This window comes from Pseudomonas avellanae BPIC 631 (assembly GCF_000444135.1).
In the GTDB taxonomy this organism is placed as follows: domain Bacteria; phylum Pseudomonadota; class Gammaproteobacteria; order Pseudomonadales; family Pseudomonadaceae; genus Aquipseudomonas; species Aquipseudomonas avellanae.
On record NZ_ATDK01000322.1, the window covers coordinates 18,581 to 42,369 of the forward strand.

Below are 23,789 nucleotides of genomic sequence, written 5' to 3' on the forward strand. Positions count from 1 at the left end.
AGGCTCTCCACTTCGTTATTTCAGAAAATACAAAAGCCGCTGCAGGGCAGCGGCCGGAGTTCGGAGCGGTGCACAAAGACACCGCAGCCTTGCCTGAGCAAGGGCACCCGGGGCCAGCAGCCCCGGGCATGGACACTTATTGCTTGATGGACAGGGCTTCCAGTTTGCCGCTGTTGCCATACACGTAAATCATGTCCCCAACCACCAGCGGACGAGCACGCAGGCCGTCGCTGTCAATGCGCTCGCGACCGACAAAACGACCGTCGACCTGGCTCAACAGGTGAAGGTAGCCTTCCATGTCACCCACTGCTACATAGCTTGAATACACTTCCGGCGCGCCCAGTTGGCGGCGAGCCAGCGATTCGTTGCTCCACAGCGCAGAGGACGAACGCTCGTCGATGCCTTCGACCGTGCCGGAAGCCAGGGTTGCGTAAACACTGCCAAAGCCCTGGGCAACGCCCGAGTAGCTTGAAGCATCACGCTGCCAGAGCACACGACCGCTTTCCAGTTCCAGGCCGGCAACGCGACCCTGATAGGTAGCGACATACAGTGTACCGCCGGACAGCAGCAGGCCACCGTCGATATCGACCACGCGGTCCAGTTCCGAGCGACCTTTAGGGATCGCTACGCGCTGTTCCCAGATCGGCACGCCGTTGGAAATATCCAGCGCGACGACCTTGCCGGTCGACAGACCCGCTACAGCGAGGCGGTTGGTGGCCAGTGGAGCGCCAGTGCCGCGCAGGGTCAGTACCGCTGGCGTGCTTTCGTAGATCCAGAGCTGGGAGCCGGTGGAGGCGTCGAAGCCGACAATACGGTCATCCTGAGTCTGAACCACAACCACGGAACCGTTGGTGGCAGGCGGAGCCAGCACTTCACTGGTCACGCGGGCGCGCCATTTCTCTTCGCCGGTGGAGGCGTCCATGGCGACCACTTCACCCTTGAGGGTGCCGATCATCACCAGGCCGTAACCCACGCCCACAGCGCCGGAAACCGGAAGATCGAGATCTTTCTTCCAGATCACGTCACCGGTCAGACGATCCAGCGAAAAGACTTCGCCCGTGACGTCAGCCGCATAAATACGGTCGCCATCAATGGCCGGCACCATCATGTTGTAGGTCTTGCCCTGGCCGTCACCAATCGAGCGGCTCCACTGCTTGTGCAGAACCACTTCTTCTTTGAAGTCGGTCAGCTCGGCCGGAGGCAATTCCTTTTTGCTGTTGCTGCTGCAACCCGCGGCCAGAATGGCCAGAGCCAGCAATGCTGCATGTTTCCAACGAATCACGTCACGCATCCCCTTTCGCCAGATCGTCGAGCTTCATTTGCAGGCCGCCTACCGCTGCGTCTTCGGACAGCGCAGATTTGGCCTTTTGGTATGCAGCATGTGCCTCGTCGGTACGACCCAACTGCTCCAGCAGGTCACCCTTGAGTTCTTCACGACTGGCGAGGAATGCCTTGTCGGCATCGCCGGCGAGCAGTTTCAGCGCGTCATCGGTCTTGTTCTGCGCAGCCAGCACGCGAGCCAGACGCTGACGGGCGATTTCACCCAGCGTGTCGTTGGCAGGCTTGTCGGCCACAGCTTTAAGCTCGGCAGCAGCGTCGTCCAGCTTGCCGGCATCGACCGCCACCTTGGCGACGAACAGGCTACCGAACTGTGCGTAGGTAGTGCCACCGAATTCGCTCTTCAGTTTGCCGGATATCTCGGCAACACGCGCGGTGTCGGCCTGACCACTCGGCGTCAATGCGGTTTCCAGCAGTTGCTGATAAAGCATCGAGGCGCCCTGCGACTGGCTGGCTTGATACCTGTGCCAGAACTGCCAACCCAAGACCACGACCAGTGCCAGCAAGCCACCGGTCAGCAAAGGTTTGCCGTTGCGCTGCCACCAGTCCTTCATTACCGCCAGCTCTTCATCTTCGGTACCCGACACCCCAATACTCCTATTCGCTAAACGGCTGTTAATCAGCTTCAACCCTGCACAACGCAGGAGGCCAGGTGCTCTGACAGAGCGTCCCAGGCAATATTTTGTTGTTCACCCTGACCACGCAGGGGTTTGACACCTATGATCTTCGCAGCAAGTTCTTCTTCACCGAGGATCAGCGCGTACAGCGCGCCGCTCTTGTCAGCCTTCTTGAACTGGCTCTTGAAGCTGCCAGCACCCGCGTTGACCTGCAGGCGCAGGTTGGGCAACTGATCACGGACCTGTTCGGTCAGCGCCAACGCAGCCAATTCGGCCGCTTCGCCGAAGGCGCACAGGTAGACATCGACCTGACGGCCAATTTCTTCGGGAACCTGTTCAAGGGTTTCAAGCAGCAATACCAGACGCTCGATGCCCATTGCAAAACCGACGCCGGCAGTGGGCTTGCCGCCCATCTGCTCGACCAGACCGTCGTAGCGACCCCCCGCGCAGACCGTACCCTGAGCACCCAGTTGATCGGTGACCCATTCGAAAACGGTCTTGCTGTAGTAATCCAGCCCGCGTACCAGCTTGGGGTTGATGACATACGGAATGCCGGCAGCGTCCAGACGGGCCTTGAGGCCTTCGAAGTGGATGCGCGACTCGTCATCCAGGTAATCCGCCAGCTTGGGCGCATCAACCAGCACAGCCTGGGTTTCAGGGTGCTTGGTGTCCAGTACGCGCAGCGGATTGGTTTTCAGACGACGCTGGCTATCTTCATCCAGTTGATCAAGATGGGCCGAAAGAAACTCGACCAGCGCATCGCGGTAACGCGCACGCGCATCGCTGGTGCCCAGGCTGTTCAGCTCAAGCTTGACCGCATTGCGAATGCCCAGCATGCCCCACAGGCGCCAGGTCATGACGATCAGTTCGGCATCGATGTCCGGACCGTCAAGATTGAAAACCTCGACACCAATCTGGTGAAACTGGCGATAGCGGCCTTTCTGTGGACGCTCGTGGCGAAACATCGGCCCGATGTACCACAGTTTCTGAACCTGACAGCCACCGGTGATACCGTGTTCAAGAACCGCACGCACACAGGCGGCAGTGCCTTCCGGGCGCAGGGTCAGAGAGTCGCCGTTACGGTCGGCGAAGGTGTACATCTCTTTTTCGACGATATCGGTCACTTCGCCGATAGAGCGCTTGAACAAGTCGGTAAATTCGACGATAGGCATACGAATCTGCCGGTAACCGTAGTTATCCAGCAAACGCGAAACAGTGCCTTCAAAGTGACGCCACAGTGGCGTCTGCTCGGGCAAAATGTCGTTCATGCCACGAATGGCTTGTAGAGACTTACTCACAGAAAATCCTTAGCAATCCTGGTTAGCCGCGCACGATGACCGAGGCGTCGGCTGCGGTCTTTTCGGCCGCTTTCTCGCGGATCAAGCGTTCAAGCTCATCCACGAGATTGTCATTGGTCAGTTTCTGCGCGGGCTTGCCGTCGATGTAGATCAGGTTCGGCGTACCGCCCGTGAGGCCGATATGCGCCTCCTTGGCTTCGCCAGGACCGTTGACCACACAACCGATCACCGCGACATCGAGTGGCACCAGCAAATCTTCGAGGCGACCTTCCAGCTCGTTCATGGTCTTGACCACATCGAAGTTCTGCCGCGAGCAGCTCGGGCAGGCGATGAAGTTGATCCCACGGGAGCGAAGGCGCAACGATTTGAGAATGTCGTACCCGACTTTCACCTCTTCGACCGGGTCAGCGGCCAGCGAGATGCGGATAGTATCGCCAATCCCCTCGGCAAGCAGCATACCCAGACCGACAGCAGATTTCACGGTGCCTGAACGCAAGCCACCGGCTTCTGTGATTCCCAGGTGCAGCGGCTGGATAATCTGTTTGGCCAGCAGGCGATAAGCAGCGACCGCCATGAACACATCGGAGGCCTTGACGCTGACCTTGAAGTCCTTGAAGTTCAGGCGCTCAAGGTGCTCGACATGACGCAGCGCCGACTCTACCAACGCCTCTGGCGTGGGCTCGCCATACTTCTTCTGCAGGTCTTTTTCCAGCGAACCGGCGTTGACGCCGATACGGATCGGAATGCCGCGATCACGCGCCGCATCGACAACGGCGCGCACGCGGTCCTCACGACCGATGTTGCCGGGGTTGATACGCAGACAATCGACACCCAGCTCCGCCACGCGCAACGCGATGCGGTAATCGAAATGGATATCGGCGACCAGCGGCACCTTGACCAGTTGCTTGATGCGACCGAAAGCCTCGGCAGCGTCCATGTCCGGTACGGAAATACGCACGATATCGACACCGGCCGCTTCCAGACGATTGATCTGCGCAACAGTGGCCGCCACATCATTGGTGTCGCTGTTGGTCATGCTCTGTACGGCAATCGGCGCGTCACCGCCGACCGGTACAGAACCGACCCATATTTTTCGGGATTCGCGACGTTTGATCGGAGATTCGCCGTGCATGACTTATTGCCCTAGCTTCAGGCGAGCAGTCTCGCCGCTGGTGAAAGGTGCCACGTCTACCGCCTGACCGTTATAGCTGACCTGCGCACCGCGCGCGAAGCCCAGACGCAGGGTCAAAGGTGGCTTGCCGCTGACGTCGAGGGTCTCGCCCTTGCGCTTGAGGCCGCTGACCAGCACCTTGCCGTTTCCGTCAGTGACCTGGGTCCAGCAATCGGCGACGAACTGCACGCTGACCTGACCCGCACCGGCCATGACAGGCGCGGGTTGCTCGGCAGGGGTTGTCGGCATGGACGGCACGTTGGGCGAGGCCACTGGCGCTTGTGTGGTGCTTGCAGGCGGCGTCGCCACGGCAGGGGCTTGCGCCTGAGCAGCAGCGTGACCGGCAGCAGGAGCAGCAGGAGCAGCGCTTGGCGCCTCACTGGCAGGTGCACCGGCGTTCAGCGGTAACGAGGTCTGACCTGCGGGCGGGGCTTCAACCACGGCAGGCTCTTCCGGTTCGTCGAGCGGGTGGATCTGGGTGGTGCCGTCGGCGCTCTCGACCTCGACGTGTTCCATGTTCAGCCCGGACTGATCCTTGCCGCGCAAGGAAGCCTGATCCTGCCACCAGACAAACCCGCCACCGACCAGTATCACCAGCAATAACAGGCTGACGATACGCAAAATGTTGTGTGACAGCCTGACAGGCTCTTCGATACGGCCCAGGGCGTGAACAGAGCTGCCCTTGCCGTCGGTGCCGGTGAACTGATCGAACTGTTCGACCAGTGCGGTTTGATCAAGGCCAAGCAGTTTGGCGTAGGCACGCACATAGCCCCGGGCAAACGTATGCCCAGGCAGCTTTTCAAAATTACCGTTCTCCAGATTGCTCAGGGAGGTCACGGTGAGGTTCAGCCTCAAAGCCACATCTGGCAGCGACCAGCTCCTGCTCTCGCGGGCCTGGCGCAATGTTTCTCCAGGGTTCACGCGGGTGGTTGCTACAACTTCGGGATGCGCCGCTTTCATCATTGCTCCGACAGGTATTGCTGATATTCCGGCGTACCGGGATAGAGTCTTTTCAATTGCAGGCCATAGCTGGCTGCCTTGTTGCGGTCATCGTAGACCTTCGCCAAACGTGTGCCGAGCAATAGACTACGTGCATTTTGCTCACTGAGTTGGCTAAAACGGTCGTAATAATCACGCGCGGGCACATATTGCCTGTCTTCGTAATACAACTGAGCCATTTCCAGTAACGAACGCGGCTGTTGACGATCCAGACGCAGCGCCTTGGTGAATTGCTCGCGGGCCTGCTCACGATTGCCCAGCTTGAGCGAGGTCATGCCCAGACTTTCAAAGACTCGTGACCGCTCAGGATACAGGTTGTCGGCAGCGGCCTGCTCAAACCGCTCGTAAGCTTCCTGGTAACGCTTTTGCTCAAACAGAAAGCTGCCGTAATTATTGACGATGCGTGTTTCGTTGTTACTGGAAGCCAGTGCCTTGCGAAAGTATTGCTCGGCCAGTTGCGGCTCCATTTCGGTCTGAAACACCAGCGCCAGCGCAGCATTGGCCTGCGCATCTGAACTGTCGAGCTCAAGTGCCTTTTTCAGCGGAACCTTGGCGCGCTCGGTCTGACCCTGCTGAAAGTAGCCCAGCCCCAGTTGCACGTAGGCCCTGCGCGCCTCTTCACGCCCCTGCGTCGTGGTCATCGGGTTGACGTTGCCCGTGGACACGCAACCCGTCAACAACACGACAGCACATAGCAGCAACGAGGCACGCACAGACATGGAGTCTCTCTTGGTCAGGTTCGCAGTCAGGTTCGAGTGCCTGCAGCCGGCGCCGTATCGGCGTCGGCGCTCAACTCACGCACAGCAATGTAGCGTTCACTACGGCGCGTGCGATCCATCACCTGCCCGACCAGTTGGCCGCATGCAGCATCGATGTCTTCACCGCGCGTGGTGCGCACAGTGACGTTATAACCGGCCTGATGCAACAGGTCCTGAAAACGACGGATTGCGTTGTTGCTTGGGCGCTCGTAACCGGAGTGCGGAAACGGGTTGAACGGGATCAGGTTGATCTTGCAAGGTGTGTCCTTGAGCAGCTCGATCATCTCGACCGCGTGCTCGACCTTGTCGTTGATGTCCTTGAGCATGGTGTACTCAATGGTGAGCACACGTTTTTCGCCAAGACTGGACATGTAGCGACGGCAGGACTCGAGAAGCATCTGCAACGGGTATTTCTTGTTGATCGGCACCAACTGGTTGCGCAGCGCGTCGTTTGGCGCGTGCAGCGACAGGGCCAGCGAGACGTCGATGTGCTTGGAAAGCTCGTCGATCATCGGCACCACACCGGAGGTGGACAACGTCACCCGGCGTTTGGAAATGCCATAACCCAGGTCATCCATCATCAGATGCATGGCGGCAATGACATTATCGAAGTTCAGCAGCGGCTCGCCCATGCCCATCATCACCACGTTGGTGATGGCACGGTCGACGGTAGCCGGGACGCTGCCAAAGGATTTGTTGGCAATCCACACCTGGCCGATGACTTCGGCGGCGGTGAGGTTGCTGTTGAAGCCTTGCTTGCCGGTGGAGCAGAAACTGCAATCCAGGGCACAGCCCGCCTGGGACGAAACACACAAGGTGCCGCGCTTGCCCTGCGGAATATAGACGGTCTCGACACAGCTGCCGGACTCTACACGCACCACCCACTTGCGGGTGCCGTCGGTGGAGATGTCCTCGCTGACCACTTCAGGACCGCGAACTTCAGCGCAGGCCTTGAGCTTCTCGCGCAGGGCCTTGCTGACGTTCGTCATTGCGTCGAAATCATCGACGCCGAAGTGGTGAATCCACTTCATGACCTGACCGGCACGGAAGCGCTTCTCCCCGATAGAGTCGAAGAATTTCTCCATTTCCTGTTGAGTCAGCCCCAGCAGGTTGGTTTTACCAGTCGATGCAATCATGAATTCACCCTTCACTCGTCAGTCAAAAATGACTTAGCGAGCGGTTACTTCGGTAGCTGCGAAGAAGTACGAGATTTCGCGAGCAGCGGCGGCTTCCGAATCGGAACCGTGAACAGCGTTGGCGTCGATGGAATCAGCGAAGTCAGCGCGGATGGTGCCGGCAGCAGCTTCTTTAGGGTTGGTAGCGCCCATCAGCTCACGGTTCAGAGCGATAGCGTTTTCGCCTTCCAGAACCTGAACGACAACCGGGCCGGAGATCATGAAAGCAACCAGGTCGCCGAAGAAACCACGAGCGCTGTGCTCAGCGTAGAAACCTTCAGCTTCGGCCTTGGACAGCTGCTTCAGCTTGGAAGCGACAACGCGCAGACCGGCTTTTTCGAAACGAGTGGTGATCTCGCCGATTACGTTCTTTGCAACGGCGTCAGGCTTGATGATGGAGAAAGTACGTTGAACAGCCATGGTGAAACTCCAGAAACAGTGATTGAAGCGAAAAATTAAACCCGCGAATTATACGCGGGTTCTGGTGTATTGCCTAACGGCGTACGTTACTGAACGTCAATCCAGCTCTTCGATCCACAATGTCTGGATCGCTTCAAGGACTTTTTCCCCGCTGCGGTCCGGGTGGTCATCGAATTCAGGCAAGGCCATCACCAGGCCACGCAGCTTGGGGAAACTCACAGTGAGCGGATTTACTTCCGGGTGGCTTTCAGCCAGCTGGATAGCAATTTCCTGCACATCAACCCATTTGAGACTCATGAGCAATCCTTGAATCAGTGCGGCGCTTCGGCAGCATGGTTGAGCGAATACTTGGGAATTTCGACGGTCAGGTCTTCCGTGCCGACAATTGCCTGACAGGATAGACGCGATTGCGCTTCCAGGCCCCAGGCTTTGTCGAGCATGTCCTCTTCCAGCTCGTCCGCTTCATTCAGCGAACTGAAACCTTCGCGAATGACGCAGTGACAGGTGGTGCAGGCACACACGCCACCACAGGCGCTTTCGATCTCGATGTGGTGCTCGTGGGCGATCTCGAGAATAGACGTACCGGGCTCCACTTCTACAACCAGCCCGTCCGGGCAATGCTCGGCGTGGGGCAGAAAAATCACCTGCGGCATCAGTTATTCCTCAATCTCATTCAAGTTGCGCCCGGCCAGTGCGGCTTTTACCGTCGAATCGAGGCGTCGGGCTGCAAATGCATCGGTCACTTGCGACAGACGCTTGGTCTGCTGCTCGATGGCGTAACCATCGGTGCCTTGCATCAATTCACGTAATTCGTCCATCTGCAGATTGATGACCATGCGCTCTTCCTCATCGAGGAGGCGCTCGCCATCGGCGTGCAGCGCGCCCTGAACAGCTTCAAGCAGACGCTCGGCGTCAACCTGATGCTCACGCAGCACGCGGGCAACCTTGTCATCACCGGCGTACGCAAAGGAATCCTTGAGCATGCGGGTGATTTCGCCATCGGTCAGGCCGTAGGACGGCTTGACCTGAATGCTCGACTCGATGCCCGAGCCCATTTCACGCGCTGAAACACTGAGCAAACCGTCAGCGTCGACCTGGAACGTGACGCGGATCTTCGCCGCACCCGCCACCATCGGCGGGATGCCACGCAATTCAAATCTAGCCAGGGAACGGCAATCGCTGACCAGCTCACGCTCGCCCTGCAGGACATGAATTTTCATGGCCGTCTGACCATCTTTGTAAGTGGTGAATTCCTGACCACGCGCTACAGGGATCGTGGTGTTACGCGGAATGACCTTTTCCATGAGCCCGCCCATGGTTTCGAGCCCCAGCGACAGCGGAATCACGTCGAGCAACAGCAGTTCGCCGCCATCTCGCTTGTTGCCTGCCAGTGTGTCGGCCTGGATCGCAGCCCCAATGGCCACCACTTGATCCGGGTCAATCTGGGTCAGCGGCTGACGGCCGAACAATTCGGCGACGGCCTCACGCACACGCGGAACACGGGTCGAACCACCGACCATGACCACCGCTTCGACCTCTTCAAGCTCGATGCCGGTGTCGCGCACCGCACGACGGCAGGCTTTGAGGCTGCGCGCGATCATCGGCTCGATCAACGCATTGAGCGCGTCGCGAGTCAGGGTGCCGCGCCACTCGCCGTGAGCAACCTCGACGGACTCGGCGTCAGTCAGCGCCTCCTTGGCCGAGCAGGCTGCCTGTAACAGGCTGCGCTGTGCGGAAGGGTCCAGATCGGCAGACAGGCCGGCATCGGTGACGATCCAGCTGGCAATCGCATGATCGAAATCATCACCGCCCAGTGCGGTATCACCGCCAGTGGCCAGTACTTCAAAGACGCCGCCCGTCAGGCGCAGGATCGAAATATCGAAGGTCCCGCCGCCCAGGTCGTAGATGGCGATCACGCCCTCGGCTTTCTGGTCGAGACCATAGGCAACGGCCGCAGCGGTCGGCTCATTGAGCAGGCGCAGCACGTTGAGGCCGGCCAGTTTGGCGGCATCTTTGGTCGCCTGACGCTGAGAGTCATCGAAATAGGCCGGAACGGTGATGACCGCACCGACCAGTTCGCCGCCCAGCGCCGCTTCAGCACGCTGACGTAACACCTTGAGAATGTCGGCAGACACTTCAACCGGGCTTTTCGGCCCCTGCACAGTGTCAATGAACGGCATGTGCGATTCACCGCCGACGAAGCGGTACGGCAACTGCTCGCCCAACTGCTTGACGTCGGACAAGCCACGGCCCATCAGGCGCTTGACCGACAGCACGGTGTTGAACGGGTCCTGCGAGGCTGCGGCTTTCGCCGTCAGCCCCACTTCGACGCGACCCGCGTGATAGCGAACGGCAGACGGCAGGATAACCTGCCCTTCTGCATCGGCCAGCGGTTCGGACAGGCCGCTGCGCACTGCAGCAACCAGAGAATTGGTGGTGCCAAGGTCGATACCCACAGCCAGACGACGCTGGTGCGGTTGAGGACTCAGGCCGGGTTCGGCGATTTGCAGTAAGGCCATGCTGTTCAGAATAATCACTGGCGCGCAGCCGGAGCTGCGCGGGGTTAATCGTCGAGGCGCTCTTCTAGCTGGCGCACTTCGTGAGAAAGCTTGTCGAGAAACTGCATACGCCGCATCAGCTTTTCAGCGTGCTCGCGCTGTGCAGCGTCATTCCAACAGGCAGCGAAGCTCTGGTTCAGCTCGTCCTGAGCGACCTTGAGCTGACGCTTGAAGGTCGCCACACCGGCAAGATCGGCCTCGTCCTGCAGGTCCTCGAGATCTTCGCGCAATTGCATCTGCTGCAGAAGAAATTCAGGATCATGCACGGTGACCTCAAGCGGCACCTCGTTGCCATTCATCGCCAGAAGGTAACGCGCCCGTTTCGGCGGGCTCTTCAGGGTCTGATAGGCTTCGTTGAGACTGGCAGAACGCTCCAGCGCCAGACGTTGCTCACGCTCGGAAGCGTCAGCGAAGCGGTCCGGGTGGACGTTGCGCGCCAGTTCACGGTAGCGCGTTGCCAACTGGTCGAGATCAAGCTGAAACTCGGGCTTGAGTTCGAACAGGGCAAAATGACAGGGACTGCCCACAATAAAAAGCCTCAGACGTTGAAGCTTTCGCCACAGCCGCACTCACCGCGCGAATTGGGGTTGTTGAACTTGAAGCCTTCGTTCAACCCTTCGCGCACGAAGTCGAGCTCGGTGCCATCCAGATAGACCAGGCTTTTCGGGTCGATGATCACCTTGACACCGTGCAATTCAAATACGGTGTCTTCGCTGGCCGCCTCATCGACGAACTCAAGCACATAGGCGAGACCTGAACAGCCTGTGGTGCGAACACCCAGACGAACGCCATCACCCTTGCCGCGCCCGTCAAGGGAACGGCGTACGTGGTTAGCGGCAGCTTCTGTCATGCTGATAGCCATCGGAGCTCCTTACTTGTCTCTGACTTCTTTTGGAAGACCCGCTTACAGCAGGCCTTTCTTCTGCTTGTAGTCGCGAACAGCCGCCTTGATGGCGTCTTCGGCGAGTACCGAGCAGTGAATCTTTACCGGCGGCAGGGCCAGTTCTTCAGCCAGCTGAGTGTTCTTGATGGTCTCTGCTTCATCCAGAGTCTTGCCCTTCATCCACTCGGTCGCCAAGGAGCTGGAGGCAATTGCCGAGCCGCAGCCGTAGGTCTTGAACTTGGCGTCTTCAATAACGCCGTGCTCGTTGACCTTGATCTGCAGGCGCATCACGTCGCCGCACGCAGGAGCGCCGACCATGCCGGTGCCAACATCAGGGTCTTCCGCGTTCATCTTGCCGACGTTGCGCGGGTTTTCGTAGTGGTCGATGACCTTTTCGCTGTAAGCCATGATTCTGTTCCTCTCACATCAGGGGACCGCTCTGCAGGTCACGCAAGTTGCACATGACCTGTCTTGGAGGCGGCTTTAAATTAGTGCGCCGCCCACTCGATCTTGGAGATATCGACGCCGTCTTTGAACATGTCCCACAGCGGCGAAAGTGCACGCAGCCTGGTAACAGCCTCGCACACCTTCTGCGCGGCGTAATCGATCTCTTCTTCGGTGCTGAAACGACCGAAGGTGAAGCGAATCGAGCTGTGCGCCAGTTCGTCGTTACGCCCCAGAGCGCGCAGTACATACGAAGGCTCAAGCGAGGCCGACGTACAGGCTGAACCGGACGATACCGCCAGGTCCTTGAGCGCCATGATCAGCGACTCGCCTTCGACATAGTTGAAGCTCAGGTTCAGGTTGTGCGGTACGCGGGCAATCATGCTGCCGTTGACGTAGAGCTCTTCCAGATTTTCGACCTGTTTGTAGAAGCGATCGCTCAGCGCTTTGATACGCACGCTTTCAGCGGCCATTTCCTCCTTGGCGATACGGAACGCTTCACCCATACCGACAATCTGGTGCGTCGCCAGTGTACCGGAACGCATGCCGCGCTCGTGACCACCACCGTGCATGGCCGCTTCAAGGCGGACCCGCGGTTTGCGGCTGACATACAGCGCGCCGATGCCTTTGGGACCGTAGGTCTTGTGCGCCGAGAACGACATCAGGTCAACCTTGAGGCTGGCCAGATCGATTTCAACCTTGCCGGTCGACTGGGCGCCGTCAACATGGAACAGCACGCCACGCGAACGGGTCAGCTCACCAATGGCAGCGATGTCGTTGATGGTGCCGATTTCGTTGTTCACGTGCATGATCGACACCAGAATGGTGTCGTCGCGCAGTGCGGCTTCAATCATCGATGGCGTGATCAGACCGTCTTCGCCCGGCTCGATGTAGGTCACTTCAAAACCTTCACGCTCCAGTTGGCGCGTGGTGTCCAGCACAGCCTTGTGCTCGACCTTCGAAGTGATCAGGTGCTTGCCTTTGCTGGCATAGAAATGCGCAACACCCTTGATCGCCAGGTTATTGGATTCGGTGGCACCCGAAGTCCAGACGATTTCACGAGGGTCGGCACTGACCAGATCGGCGACCTGACGACGAGCGTTCTCGACCGCCTCTTCAGCTTTCCAGCCAAAGACGTGGGAGCGCGATGCAGGGTTGCCGAAGTTTCCTTCGACCGTCAGGCATTCGATCATTTTCTGCGCGACACGCGGGTCGACCGGGGTCGTCGCGGAGTAATCGAGGTAAATCGGCAATTTCATTGAAGCTCTCCTATCAGGCAGGCGCACCGCTCATTCATCTGCGTTCATTCGACGGCGGACGTTTCGATCTTACCCAGTTGCGACGTGTGGTTATGACCACGACGCATATCCTGGCGCTGAGCGACTTCTTGTACCTCACGGCGAGTGACAAGATCCGCCAAGCTGATACCGCTTAGAAATTCGTGAATCTGCTGGCTCAGGTCGCACCACAAGTGGTGGGTCAGGCAGGTATCGCCAGCGTGGCAATCACCCAGCCCCTGACACCGCGTGGCGTCGACCGATTCGTTGACCGCGTCGACAACCTGAGCGACCTGGATGCCTTTCATGTCACGAGACAGCTGATAACCGCCGCCCGGACCGCGAACACTGGAAACCAGGTTGCCGCGACGCAGTTTGGCGAACAGCTGCTCGAGGTAAGACAGGGAAATACCCTGCCGCTCGGAGATGTCGGCCAGAGACACTGGCCCGTTCTGCGCATGCAACGCCAGGTCAAGCATGGCTGTCACAGCGTATCGGCCTTTAGTAGTCAGTCGCATGGCGTATACCGCAGAGGTTCGGAATGAGAGCGAGTATGTTATTCCCGAGCAAATCAGTCAACTATTAGACCAAGTAAAACAGTCGGGATTAGCGAAAAGTGCGGGCCGCATCATAGCAAAGCTGCAGCTCAATGGCACGCGCCACGCAGCCTGGGTACGCTAGCCGACGGTGTCTTCGCGAGCATCCTTGACGCAGTCGAATACCTCGTCGCGTAACTCGGGAAGGTCTTTGGCGCAATAATCGCTGCCCAGCCTGCCGAGGGCGTCGCACATGCCTTCAAGACGGCCATCGACCGCCTGCAGGTGATCCAGCATCTGGCCGATGGCACGGGCGATGGGGTCTGGCATGTCGCCACTGACACCATAGGCATCGAAGCCGAGCTTTTCAGCCATGACCTTGCGCCTGGCTTCGGTTTCATCGTCGGACTTGATGATGATACGCCCCGGAATACCCACGGCGGTCGCGCCCGCAGGCACGGCCTTGGTCACCACGGCGTTGGAACCGATCTTGGCGCCTGCGCCCACCGTGAACGGCCCTAGCACCTTGGCACCGGCACCCACGACCACACCGTCTTCCAGCGTGGGGTGGCGCTTGCCGGCGTTCCAGCTGGTACCGCCCAGGGTCACACCCTGATAAAGCGTCACGTCATTGCCGATTTCGGCGGTTTCGCCGATCACGATGCCCATGCCGTGATCAATGAAGAAGCGACGGCCTATGCGTGCGCCCGGATGAATCTCGATACCGGTCATCCAGCGGCCGAAGCTGGACACCACTCGCGCAAGCCATTTCCAGCCATTGCGCCACAGAACATGAGCGAAACGGTGCAGCCAGATGGCGTGCATGCCCGGGTAGCAGGTCAGGACTTCAAAAGCGTTACGCGCCGCAGGGTCGCGATGAAATACGCTTTGAATGTCTTCTCGCAGACGCTCGAACATTACTGGTCCTTCCGTTTGTAGGGTTCACCGCGTGCGGCTTTCTGGGTTTCGGTGAGGACGCCGCGCAGAATACTCAGCTCGGAGCGCTCCACTTCACTGCGACCGAACAGCCTGCGCAGCCGTGCCATCAGGTGCCGTGGTTTTTCCGGGTCAAGGAAGCCGATGTCCACCAGCGTGGTTTCCAGATGACCATAGAAACCTTCCATCTCATCCATCGTCGCCAGCTCGGCATTATGCGCCGACGCAGCCTTGGGCGTTTCGCCCTGACCTGCCTGCACCGAAGCCGCCAGCCAGGCCATGCGCACTTCATAGCTGAGCACTTGCACGGCAGCGGCGAGGTTGAGCGAGCTGAACGTGGGGTCCGACGGAATGTGCACATGGAAGTGACAGCGCTGCAGCTCTTCGTTGGTCAGGCCTGCGTGCTCGCGACCAAAGACCAGCGCCACTTCAGCACCCTCCCCGGCCTGTTCGATGACCTTCTCACCGGAAGCGCGCGGATCAAGCAACGGCCACGGCAGGCTGCGATCACGCGCACTGGTGCCCAGCACAAGGCGACAGCCGACCAACGCCTCTTCAAGCGTCGCAACCACCTGCGCGCCTTCCAGAATATCGGTGGCGCCAGACGCCCGTGCATCGGCATCGGGCGAAGGAAAGATTCGCGGATCGACCAGTACCAGACGCGCGAGCCCCATGTTTTTCATGGCGCGAGCGGCCCCGCCGATATTACCGGGATGGGTAGTGCCGACCAGGACAACACGGATGTTCTGCAACAAAGCAAATGCTCACTGATGCGAATTAGGGGGGCAAATCTTACAGAAACGACTCGCCTAACGCTATGAAGCCGTAAAGCCCTGAAGATCGTGACAGCGCGCCCGAGAGGCGAAAAAACACACGCGAACCCGACAACCGTAACAACGCAAGGCTGGAAATAATTCGAATCAGCCCATAGAATGCCCGGCTCTCTTTAACAACCTTAGGTGAATTGTCCATGCAGCCCATGCTGAATATCGCGCTGCGCGCCGCCCGCAGCGCCAGCGAATTGATTTTCCGCTCCATCGAGCGCTTGGATACCATCAAGGTTGACGAAAAAGAAGCCAAAGACTACGTCACAGAGATCGACCGTGCCGCCGAGCTGAGCATCATCACCGCCCTGCGCAAGGCCTATCCGACTCACGGCATCCTTGGCGAAGAAAGCGGCATGCACGAAGGCAGCGGCGAAGGCACCGACTACCTGTGGATCATCGACCCACTGGACGGCACCACCAACTTCGTTCGCGGCATTCCTCACTTCGCGGTCAGCATCGCCTGCAAATACCGCGGTCGCCTTGAGCAAGCCGTCATTCTTGACCCGGTTCGCCAGGAAGAATTCACCGCCAGCCGTGGTCGCGGCGCAGCCCTGAACGGTCGCCGTCTGCGCGTCAGCCAGCGCAAGAGCCTGGAAGGCGCCCTGCTAGGCACGGGCTTCCCGTTCCGTGACAACCAGATGGACAACCTCGAAAACTACCTGGGTATGTTCCGCAGCCTGGTCGGCCAGACCGCCGGCATTCGTCGTGCAGGCGCTGCCAGCCTCGACCTGGCCTATGTCGCTGCCGGCCGTTTCGATGCGTTCTGGGAGTCGGGCCTGTCCGAGTGGGACATGGCCGCAGGCGCACTGCTGATTCAGGAAGCAGGCGGCCTGGTCAGCGATTTCACCGGCGGTCACGACTTCCTTGAAAAAGGCCACATCGTCGCCGGCAACACCAAGTGCTTCAAGGCCGTTCTGACAGCCATCGCACCGCACCTGCCCGCTTCGCTCAAGCGCTAAGCTGCAGATGTAAAAAAACCGGCTTTCGCCGGTTTTTTTATGCCTTGAAGAAGCTCAGCGGCAGGCGTTATTGCGCCTGACCCAATATCAGCTGACCTTCCTTGTCGACCGGAATCCGGCTGCCCGGATCGCTCGCCATACGAACCTGACCAACCTTCTCGTTCAGCTTGTACTTGACGTTGTAGCCCACTACCTTGTCGCTCACATCGTTGACGGTGGTGCAACGGTTCTGCGTCGTGGTGTAGGTATCACGCTCCTGCATGCCTTCCTGCACCTTGTTACCTGCGTAACCGCCACCGACCGCACCCGCTACGGTTGCGAGCTTCTTGCCGTTGCCGCCGCCGACCTGGTTGCCGAGCAAACCGCCAGCAACTGCGCCGATGACGCTACCCACGATCTGGTGCTGGTCCTTGACCGGCGCCTGATGGGTAACGGTTACGTCCTTGCAAACTTCACGGGGGGTTTTGATCTGCTGATTAATTGGCTCGACCGCCAATACGTCCGCATATTCAGGACCACCCTTGACCAGGCTATAGGTGGCAACGGCGCCGCCAGCAGTTACCACAGCAGCACCTAACACAGCACCAACAAGCATAGACTTGTTCACTTGAACCTCCTGACCAATCGAAACGCAGCATGACTGCGCAATGCCTAGCCTTGGAGCATAAAAAAAGGCGCGAGTTCAGCACTCGCGCCTTTTTTATGATGGCCGGACCTACGGGAGGTCGTCAGCCTTCTCGACAACCACCGGCGGGATCAGATCCTCGGTGGTCAGGTTCAGCCAGATCAGCACCACGTTGGCGATGTAGATAGACGAGTAGGTACCCGCCAGCACACCGATGAACAACGCAATGGAGAAGCCTTCCAGGCTGTCGCCGCCGAACGCCCACAACGCAGAGATCGCCAACAGGGTCGAAACCGAGGTGGCAACGGTGCGTAGCAGTGTCTGCGTGGTGGAGATGTTGATGTTCTCGATCAGCGAAGCCTTGCGCAGCAGGCGGAAGTTTTCGCGAACCCGGTCGAAGACCACGATGGTGTCGTTCAGCGAGTAACCGATGATCGCCAGCACCGCCGCCAATACCGTCAGGTCGAAGGTAATCTGGAAGAACGACAGGATACCCATCGTCACGACCACGTCGTGGATCAGCGAGATGATCGCGCCGACGGCAAACTTCCACTGGAAGCGGAACGCCAGGTAAATCAGAACGCCGCCCAGCGCCATCAGCATGCCGAGGCCACCCTGATCACGCAGCTCTTCGCCGACCTGCGGGCCGACGAACTCGACACGCTTGACCACCGCCGGGTTATCGGCACCGGCCTTGCGCAACGCTTCAGCGACCTGAGTGCCCAATTGCGGGTCTTCACCCGGCATGCGCACCAGCAAGTCAGTCGTTGCGCCAAAGCTCTGCACAACAGCTTCGTGATAACCGGCCGAAACCAGCTCCTGACGAACCTTGCCCAGATCGGCTGGACGCTCGTAGGTCAGCTCGATGAGCGTACCGCCGGTGAAGTCCAGACCAAAGTTGAGCCCTTTATGGAACCAGCTGAACAACGCCAGTGCGGTAAGGAGCATCGTGATGGCGAACGCAACATTGCGAACGCCCATGAAGTTGATGGTACGTAACATGGCAGCCCCTTAAATCCACAACTTCTTGAAGTCACGACCGCCGTAGATCAGGTTGACCATAGCGCGGGTCACCATGATGGCCGTGAACATCGAGGTAAAGATCCCGAGCGACATGGTCACCGCAAACCCTTTGACCGGGCCGGTGCCCATCGCAAAGAGAATGCCGCCGACCAGCAGCGTCGTCAGGTTGGCGTCGAGGATCGCCGTGTAGGCACGATCGAAACCTTCGTTGATAGCGCGTTGCACCGTCATGCCATTGGCGATCTCTTCACGGATACGCGAGAAGATCAGCACGTTGGCATCCACCGCCATCCCCATGGTCAACACGATACCGGCGATACCCGGCAGGGTCAGTGTGGCACCCAGCAAGGACATCAGCGCCAGCAACATGACCATGTTCAGGGCCAGGGCAACGGTAGCGATCAGACCGAAGAAACGGTAGATCGCCATGATGAAGATGGATACGAACAGCATGCCCCACAGGGAAGCGTCGATACCCTTGGTGATGTTGTCGGCACCCAGGCTCGGACCGATGGTGCGCTCTTCAGCGAAGTACATCGGCGCAGCCAGACCGCCAGCGCGCAACAGCAGGGCCAGCTCGGAAGATTCACCCTGACCATTCAGGCCGGTAATCCGGAACTGACTGCCCAGCGGCGACTGGATGGTCGCCAGGCTGATGATTTTCTTTTCTTCCTTGAAGGTCTGCGCCGGCACGTCTTTCTCGACGCCGTTGACCATCTGCTTGGTGTAAGTGGTGGTCGGACGCTGCTCGATGAAGATCACCGCCATGCTGCGACCCACATTGCTACGGGTTGCGCGGCTCATCAGTTCGCCACCGTGACCATCAAGGTTGATGTTCACCTGTGGACGGCCATGCTCGTCAAAGCTGGCCTTGGCATCAGTCACCTGGTCGCCGGTGATGATCAGACCACGCTCCACTGCCGCTGCCGGACGTCCGCCCTCGCGGAATTCGAACATTTCGGTGGTGCCCTTCGAATCATCCGGGCCTGCGCCCAGACGGAACTCGAGGTTGGCGGTCTTGCCCAGAATACGCTTGGCTTCGGCCGTGTCCTGCACACCCGGCAGCTCGACCACGATGCGGTTGGCACCCTGACGCTGAACCAGCGGCTCGGCAACACCCAGCTCGTTGACCCGGTTACGGACGGTGGTCAGGTTCTGCTTGATCGAGTATTCACGAATCTCGGCCAGTTTGGCCGGGGTCAGCGCCATGCGCAGTACGGGAATACCGTTCAGCTCGGCAGGCGTGATCTCGAAATCGGTGAAGGTCTTGCGCACCAGTGCACGAGCCTGCTCGCGCTCTGCATCATCGGTAAAGCCCAGCTGGATCACGTTGCCCAACTGCGGCAGGCTGCGATAACGCGCCTTTTCCTTGCGCAACAGGGATTTGACTTCGCCTTCGTAGACTTTCAGACGCGCATCGATCGCCTTGTCCATGTCGACTTCCAGCAGGAAGTGCACACCACCGGACAGGTCGAGGCCGAGCTTCATCGGGCTTGCGCCCAGGTTACGTAACCAGGTCGGCGTGGTACGCGCCAGGTTCAGTGCGACAACATAGTCATCACCCAACGCCTTGCGCACGACATCCTTGGCTGGCAACTGATCTTCCTGCTTGCTCAGACGCAACAAACCGCCCTTGCCATTCTCGGCCAGAGAAGAAGCCTTGACCGAGATGCCGGCATCGGTAAGCGCCTTGGCTGCACGATCCACGTCTGCCTGATTGACTTGCAACGCAGTGCTCGCGCCGCTGATCTGGATGGCAGAATCATCAGGGTAGAGATTGGGTGCGGAATAAATGAAACCGACCACCAGCACCGCCAGGATCAGTACGTATTTCCACAGAGGGTATTTGTTCAGCATCACGCCGCCCGCTTAAAACGCGGGGCGCCTTGCGCGCCCCGTCGATGGGTAAAAGTTGCTACTCAGATCGCTTTCAGGGTGCCTTTAGGCAGAGTGGCCGCGATGGCGCCTTTCTGGATTTTCAGCTCAACGGTGTCGGACACTTCGATTACCACGAAGTCATCGGTCACTTTGTTGATCTTGCCGGCGATACCGCCGCTGGTCACGACTTCGTCGCCTTTCTGCAGGTTGCCCAGCAGGTTTTTCTGCTCTTTGGCGCGCTTGGCCTGTGGACGCCAGATCATCAGATAGAAGATGACCAGAAAGCCGACCAGAAAGATCCACTCGAAACCACTGCCCGCAGGACCGGCAGCAGGTGCAGCAGCATCCGCAAAAGCGGGAGAGATGAAAAAGCTCATTTGTCGCTCCAGTTACATAATTAGTATAAAAAGCAGGAAAAACTCGTTCTGTTTCAACCCAGAGGCGGCGTTGGAAGGCCGCGTTTGGCATAGAAGGCATCGACGAAGGCGGCCAATGTACCCTGTTGAATAGCCTCGCGCAAACCAGCCATCAGCAGCTGGTAGTGCCGCAAATTGTGGATCGTATTGAGCATGCTCCCCAGCATTTCGCCGCACTTGTCCAGGTGATGCAGATAAGCGCGCGAGAAGTTCTTGCAGGTGTAGCAATCGCAGGTCGGATCCAGCGGCGTATTGTCGTGGCGATGGAACGCGTTACGGATTTTCAGCACACCGGTATCGATGAACAGGTGGCCGTTGCGGGCGTTGCGGGTCGGCATGACACAATCGAACATATCAACGCCACGGCGCACACCTTCGACCAGATCTTCAGGCTTGCCTACACCCATCAAGTAACGAGGCTTGTCTGCTGGCATAAGGCCCGGCAGGTAATCCAGCACCTTGATCATCTCGTGCTTGGGCTCGCCCACCGACAGACCGCCAATCGCCAGGCCGTCAAAGCCGATCTCATCCAGGCCTTCAAGCGAGCGCTTGCGCAGGTTCTCGTGCATGCCACCCTGGACGATGCCGAACAGCGCGGCTGTGTTTTCGCCGTGCGCGACCTTGGAACGCTTGGCCCAGCGCAACGACAGCTCCATGGACACTCGCGCTACGTCTTCGTCGGCCGGGTACGGCGTGCACTCATCGAAAATCATCACGACGTCCGAGCCCAGGTCACGCTGGACCTGCATCGACTCCTCCGGGCCCATGAACACCTTGGCGCCATCGACCGGAGAGGCGAAGGTCACGCCCTCCTCTTTGATCTTGCGCATGGCGCCCAGGCTGAACACCTGAAAACCGCCGGAGTCGGTCAGAATAGGCCCCTTCCACTGCATGAAATCGTGCAGGTCGCCGTGGCCCTTGATGACCTCGGTGCCGGGACGCAGCCACAAGTGGAAGGTATTGCCCAGAATCATCTGCGCACCGGTGGCCTCGATATCACGCGGCAACATGCCCTTGACCGTACCGTAGGTGCCCACCGGCATGAACGCCGGGGTCTCGACCACGCCACGCGGAAAGGTCAGGCGACCGCGACGGGCCTTGCCATCGGTGGCCAACAACTCGAAAGACATACGACAGGTGCGACTCATGCGTGATCCTCTGGTGCCGATTCCTGTGGGGCCGTCGGCGCGGGATTGCGGGTGATGAACATGGCATCACCGTAACTGAAGAAGCGGTACCCGTGCTCGATGGCCGCCGCGTAGGCCGCCATGGTTTCGGGATAACCGGCGAACGCCGAAACCAGCATCAGCAGCGTGGATTCAGGCAAATGAAAATTGGTCACCAGGGCATCAACCACATGAAACGGCCGCCCCGGATAGATGAAGATGTCGGTGTCGCCGCTGAACGGCTTCAACTGGCCATCACGCGCGGCACTCTCCAGCGAACGCACGCTGGTGGTCCCGACCGCAATCACCCGTCCGCCCCGCGCACGGCACGCCGCCACGGCATCGACCACGTCCTGGCTGACTTCCAGCCATTCGCTGTGCATGTGGTGATCTTCGATCTGCTCGACACGCACCGGCTGGAACGTACCTGCGCCGACGTGCAACGTGACGAAAGCGGTCTCGACGCCCTTGGCGGCAATCGCCTCCAGCAACGGCTGGTCGAAATGCAGGCCGGCAGTCGGCGCCGCCACCGCACCGGCGCGTTGGGCGTAAACGGTCTGGTAACGCTCGCGGTCCGCACCTTCGTCCGGGCGATCTATATAAGGAGGCAACGGCATGTGCCCGACACGATCCAGCAACGGCAGCACTTCTTCGGCAAAGCGCAACTCGAACAGCGCGTCATGCCGCGCCACCATCTCGGCCTCGCCGCCGCCATCGATCAGGATCGACGAACCCGGCTTGGGCGACTTGCTGGCACGCACATGCGCCAGCACACGATGGCTGTCCAGCACGCGCTCGACCAGAATCTCCAGCTTGCCGCCGGACGCCTTCTGCCCGAACAAACGTGCGGGGATGACACGGGTATTGTTGAACACCATCAAGTCGCCAGAGCGCAAATGCTCAAGCAAATCGGTGAATTGACGATGTGCCAGCGCGCCCGTCGGCCCATCAAGGGTCAACAGACGACTGCTGCGACGCTCGGCCAACGGGTGACGAGCAATCAGGGAATCGGGGAGTTCGAAGGTAAAGTCAGCGACGCGCATGATCGGGTTCGTTTAGCAGGGCCGGGAAGTTTATCCGGTTTGACGGCATTAGTAAAAAACCTGCGTAAATCCCTGTTGACCAACGGAAAACTCATCCTTATACTTCGCCGCCATTGAGCCCTGATGGCGGAATTGGTAGACGCGGCGGATTCAAAATCCGTTTTCGAAAGAAGTGGGAGTTCGATTCTCCCTCGGGGCACCACCATTGAGAAAAGACCTTGAAATTCAAGGTCTTTTTTTTCGTCTGGTAGAAAGTGGTCTCACGCCGTGCCACTTGCTCAGGAGTGGCATGAAGCGCCATCCGCTCTTGCAGAGCATGCCCCTGCTCCAAATTTAGCGCCGACATTTTCGCATGACGGCCGTGCCATAGCGTGGCCTCTCCATCCACTGAATCGAGCAAAAATGGAACCTGATACCTCTCGATGACCACGCAGCGTCTTCAGATTCGCTGAGGTGCACGATGAAAAACTCATTAGATCTTCTTGTCGACGGTTTGGCGAAAGACTACAGCATGCCGAATTTGCCGAACAAGAAACATGACAATGAAGTCTATTGCTTCAAATTCCAGAGCGGGCTCGAAGTAAACATTTATCAGGACGACTGTCGATGGGTGCATTTCTCCGCCACAATCGGACAACTTCAAGACGCCAGCAATGACACGCTCAGCCACGCACTTCAACTGAACAATTTCAGTCTTGGAAAGCCCTTCTTCACCTTTGGAATGAACGGAGAAAAGGTCGGCGTACTGCACACACGCATTCCATTGATTGAAATGAATACCGTTGAAATGCGCAAGGTATTCGAGGACTTGCTCGATGTAGCAGGCGGCATCAGAGCGACATTCAAGCTCAATTAAAACAAGCAAGTGGACGGCAGCTCGACAGCACTCTTGAGCATGTGCTCATATCGCGCTTCGCAAAACGGAGCAGTTGTACATCGCCCACAGGCGTGCTATCGCAATAAAGCCGTACCGGTGCACCCACCGCACACGCTGGCACTTTAGAAAAGGATATTATGATGAGTACTATACCTGACACCTCGGGCGCTCACCCGATTTATAGCTCAACTGCCATCCCACGAAACATGTCAGGCTCGCCCACACCGAGTCATCGTATTGGCGGGGAAACCCTGACCTCTATTCATCAGCTCTCGGCCAGCCAGAGAGAACAGTTTCTGAATACTCATGACCCCATGAGAAAACTCAGGATTAACAATGATACGCCACTGTACAGAACAACCGAGAAGCGTTTTATACAGGAAGGCAAATTGGCCGGCAATCCAAAGTCTATTGCACGTGTCAACTTGCACGAAGAACTGCAGCTTAATCCGCTCGCCAGTATTTTAGGGGGGCGGTTTCAGAGGCTGAGTGCAACACCCGGCTATTGAGTTAGGGATGGACTCTCATGATGCTTGGACATCATTGCCGTCATCATTTCGATAGG

At 58.7% G+C, this 23,789-nt stretch carries 27 protein-coding genes and 1 tRNA gene; 4 read left to right on the plus strand and 24 right to left on the minus strand.

The window, feature by feature from the left end; translation table 11 throughout:
- Positions 1-136 precede the first annotated feature (136 nt).
- From bamB to trmJ, 18 genes are all read right to left on the minus strand, one after another.
- Positions 137-1,291, minus strand: a complete 1,155-nt coding sequence (gene bamB / locus DW49_RS0119555) for an outer membrane protein assembly factor BamB (protein WP_005615780.1) — start codon at positions 1,289-1,291, stop codon at positions 137-139.
- Positions 1,284-1,925 (minus strand): YfgM family protein, encoded by a 642-nt coding sequence (locus DW49_RS0119560; protein ID WP_003380615.1) that lies wholly within the window; start codon positions 1,923-1,925, stop codon positions 1,284-1,286. Before DW49_RS0119560 ends, bamB begins: the two co-directional genes overlap by 8 nt.
- Positions 1,926-1,963: 38 nt before the next feature.
- Entirely contained in the window at positions 1,964-3,253 is a 1,290-nt protein-coding gene (gene hisS, locus DW49_RS0119565) for a histidine--tRNA ligase (protein WP_005615778.1), read from the minus strand.
- A 22-nt stretch (positions 3,254-3,275) separates the two neighbouring features.
- Complete coding sequence (gene ispG, locus DW49_RS0119570; RefSeq protein ID WP_005615776.1) at positions 3,276-4,385, minus strand: flavodoxin-dependent (E)-4-hydroxy-3-methylbut-2-enyl-diphosphate synthase; 1,110 nt, start codon at positions 4,383-4,385, stop codon at positions 3,276-3,278.
- A 3-nt stretch (positions 4,386-4,388) separates the two neighbouring features.
- Complete coding sequence (locus tag DW49_RS0119575) at positions 4,389-5,384, minus strand: RodZ domain-containing protein (protein ID WP_005615774.1); 996 nt, start codon at positions 5,382-5,384, stop codon at positions 4,389-4,391.
- Positions 5,384-6,142, minus strand: a complete 759-nt coding sequence (gene pilW, locus DW49_RS0119580; RefSeq protein WP_005615773.1) for a type IV pilus biogenesis/stability protein PilW — start codon at positions 6,140-6,142, stop codon at positions 5,384-5,386. Before pilW ends, DW49_RS0119575 begins: the two co-directional genes overlap by 1 nt.
- Positions 6,143-6,168: 26 nt before the next feature.
- Positions 6,169-7,317, minus strand: a complete 1,149-nt coding sequence (rlmN, locus tag DW49_RS0119585) for a dual-specificity RNA methyltransferase RlmN (RefSeq protein WP_003380610.1) — start codon at positions 7,315-7,317, stop codon at positions 6,169-6,171.
- Positions 7,318-7,350: 33 nt separating this feature from the next.
- A complete protein-coding gene (gene ndk / locus DW49_RS0119590) occupies positions 7,351-7,776 on the minus strand; it encodes a nucleoside-diphosphate kinase (protein ID WP_002552482.1) in 426 nt (141 codons plus the stop codon).
- Positions 7,777-7,872: 96 nt separating this feature from the next.
- Positions 7,873-8,073, minus strand: a complete 201-nt coding sequence (gene iscX / locus DW49_RS0119595) for a Fe-S cluster assembly protein IscX (RefSeq protein ID WP_003314176.1) — start codon at positions 8,071-8,073, stop codon at positions 7,873-7,875.
- Positions 8,074-8,087: 14 nt separating this feature from the next.
- Positions 8,088-8,429, minus strand: a complete 342-nt coding sequence (gene fdx / locus DW49_RS0119600) for an ISC system 2Fe-2S type ferredoxin (RefSeq protein WP_005615771.1) — start codon at positions 8,427-8,429, stop codon at positions 8,088-8,090.
- Between the two features lie 3 nt (positions 8,430-8,432).
- Positions 8,433-10,295, minus strand: a complete 1,863-nt coding sequence (gene hscA, locus DW49_RS0119605; RefSeq protein ID WP_024420320.1) for a Fe-S protein assembly chaperone HscA — start codon at positions 10,293-10,295, stop codon at positions 8,433-8,435.
- A gap of 44 nt (positions 10,296-10,339) precedes the next feature.
- Positions 10,340-10,861, minus strand: coding sequence for a co-chaperone HscB (hscB, locus tag DW49_RS0119610; protein ID WP_005615768.1), 522 nt, complete (start codon positions 10,859-10,861; stop codon positions 10,340-10,342).
- 11 nt (positions 10,862-10,872) lie between these two features.
- Entirely contained in the window at positions 10,873-11,196 is a 324-nt protein-coding gene (gene iscA / locus DW49_RS0119615) for an iron-sulfur cluster assembly protein IscA (protein ID WP_003380604.1), read from the minus strand.
- A gap of 42 nt (positions 11,197-11,238) precedes the next feature.
- A complete protein-coding gene (gene iscU / locus DW49_RS0119620; RefSeq protein ID WP_003380603.1) occupies positions 11,239-11,625 on the minus strand; it encodes a Fe-S cluster assembly scaffold IscU in 387 nt (128 codons plus the stop codon).
- An 80-nt stretch (positions 11,626-11,705) separates the two neighbouring features.
- On the minus strand, positions 11,706-12,920 hold the full coding sequence (locus tag DW49_RS0119625) for an IscS subfamily cysteine desulfurase (RefSeq protein ID WP_005615765.1): 1,215 nt from the start codon (positions 12,918-12,920) through the stop codon (positions 11,706-11,708).
- A gap of 44 nt (positions 12,921-12,964) precedes the next feature.
- Positions 12,965-13,456 carry a Fe-S cluster assembly transcriptional regulator IscR gene (gene iscR / locus DW49_RS0119630; RefSeq protein ID WP_003380601.1) on the minus strand — a complete coding sequence of 164 codons (492 nt, stop codon included), beginning with the start codon at positions 13,454-13,456 and terminating at the stop codon, positions 12,965-12,967.
- 159 nt (positions 13,457-13,615) lie between these two features.
- A complete protein-coding gene (gene cysE / locus DW49_RS0119640; RefSeq protein WP_005615761.1) occupies positions 13,616-14,392 on the minus strand; it encodes a serine O-acetyltransferase in 777 nt (258 codons plus the stop codon).
- On the minus strand, positions 14,392-15,165 hold the full coding sequence (gene trmJ / locus DW49_RS0119645; protein WP_005615758.1) for a tRNA (cytosine(32)/uridine(32)-2'-O)-methyltransferase TrmJ: 774 nt from the start codon (positions 15,163-15,165) through the stop codon (positions 14,392-14,394). The genes cysE and trmJ overlap by 1 nt, the downstream gene beginning before the upstream one ends.
- A 215-nt stretch (positions 15,166-15,380) precedes the next feature.
- Between trmJ and suhB the strand changes: the two genes are divergently transcribed.
- On the plus strand, positions 15,381-16,196 hold the full coding sequence (gene suhB, locus DW49_RS0119650; protein WP_005615756.1) for a type III secretion system regulator SuhB: 816 nt from the start codon (positions 15,381-15,383) through the stop codon (positions 16,194-16,196).
- A 67-nt stretch (positions 16,197-16,263) separates the two neighbouring features.
- Here suhB and DW49_RS0119655 read toward each other — a convergent pair whose 3' ends face one another.
- From DW49_RS0119655 to queA, 6 genes are all read right to left on the minus strand, one after another.
- Positions 16,264-16,803: a glycine zipper 2TM domain-containing protein gene (locus DW49_RS0119655; protein ID WP_017682696.1), complete on the minus strand. Its 540-nt coding sequence runs from the start codon at positions 16,801-16,803 to the stop codon at positions 16,264-16,266.
- A gap of 108 nt (positions 16,804-16,911) precedes the next feature.
- The gene (gene secF, locus DW49_RS0119660; protein WP_005615754.1) at positions 16,912-17,823 is read right to left on the minus strand and encodes a protein translocase subunit SecF; all 912 of its coding nucleotides are present in this window, start codon (positions 17,821-17,823) and stop codon (positions 16,912-16,914) included.
- Between the two features lie 9 nt (positions 17,824-17,832).
- Positions 17,833-19,701: a protein translocase subunit SecD gene (gene secD / locus DW49_RS0119665; RefSeq protein WP_024420319.1), complete on the minus strand. Its 1,869-nt coding sequence runs from the start codon at positions 19,699-19,701 to the stop codon at positions 17,833-17,835.
- 62 nt (positions 19,702-19,763) lie between these two features.
- Positions 19,764-20,099: a preprotein translocase subunit YajC gene (gene yajC, locus DW49_RS0119670; RefSeq protein ID WP_002552468.1), complete on the minus strand. Its 336-nt coding sequence runs from the start codon at positions 20,097-20,099 to the stop codon at positions 19,764-19,766.
- 53 nt (positions 20,100-20,152) lie between these two features.
- Positions 20,153-21,268, minus strand: a complete 1,116-nt coding sequence (tgt, locus tag DW49_RS0119675) for a tRNA guanosine(34) transglycosylase Tgt (RefSeq protein ID WP_005736309.1) — start codon at positions 21,266-21,268, stop codon at positions 20,153-20,155.
- Between the two features lie 14 nt (positions 21,269-21,282).
- Positions 21,283-22,347, minus strand: a complete 1,065-nt coding sequence (gene queA / locus DW49_RS0119680; protein ID WP_005615739.1) for a tRNA preQ1(34) S-adenosylmethionine ribosyltransferase-isomerase QueA — start codon at positions 22,345-22,347, stop codon at positions 21,283-21,285.
- Between the two features lie 117 nt (positions 22,348-22,464).
- Here queA and DW49_RS0119685 point away from each other — a divergent pair.
- From DW49_RS0119685 to DW49_RS1000000130595, 3 genes are all read left to right on the plus strand, one after another.
- Positions 22,465-22,549 (plus strand) — tRNA-Leu (locus DW49_RS0119685).
- Between the two features lie 258 nt (positions 22,550-22,807).
- A complete protein-coding gene (locus DW49_RS0119690) occupies positions 22,808-23,203 on the plus strand; it encodes a type III secretion system chaperone family protein (protein ID WP_024421368.1) in 396 nt (131 codons plus the stop codon).
- A gap of 161 nt (positions 23,204-23,364) precedes the next feature.
- Positions 23,365-23,733, plus strand: coding sequence for an AvrPphF family type III effector (locus DW49_RS1000000130595; RefSeq protein ID WP_229687544.1), 369 nt, complete (start codon positions 23,365-23,367; stop codon positions 23,731-23,733).
- Positions 23,734-23,789: the final 56 nt, after the last annotated feature.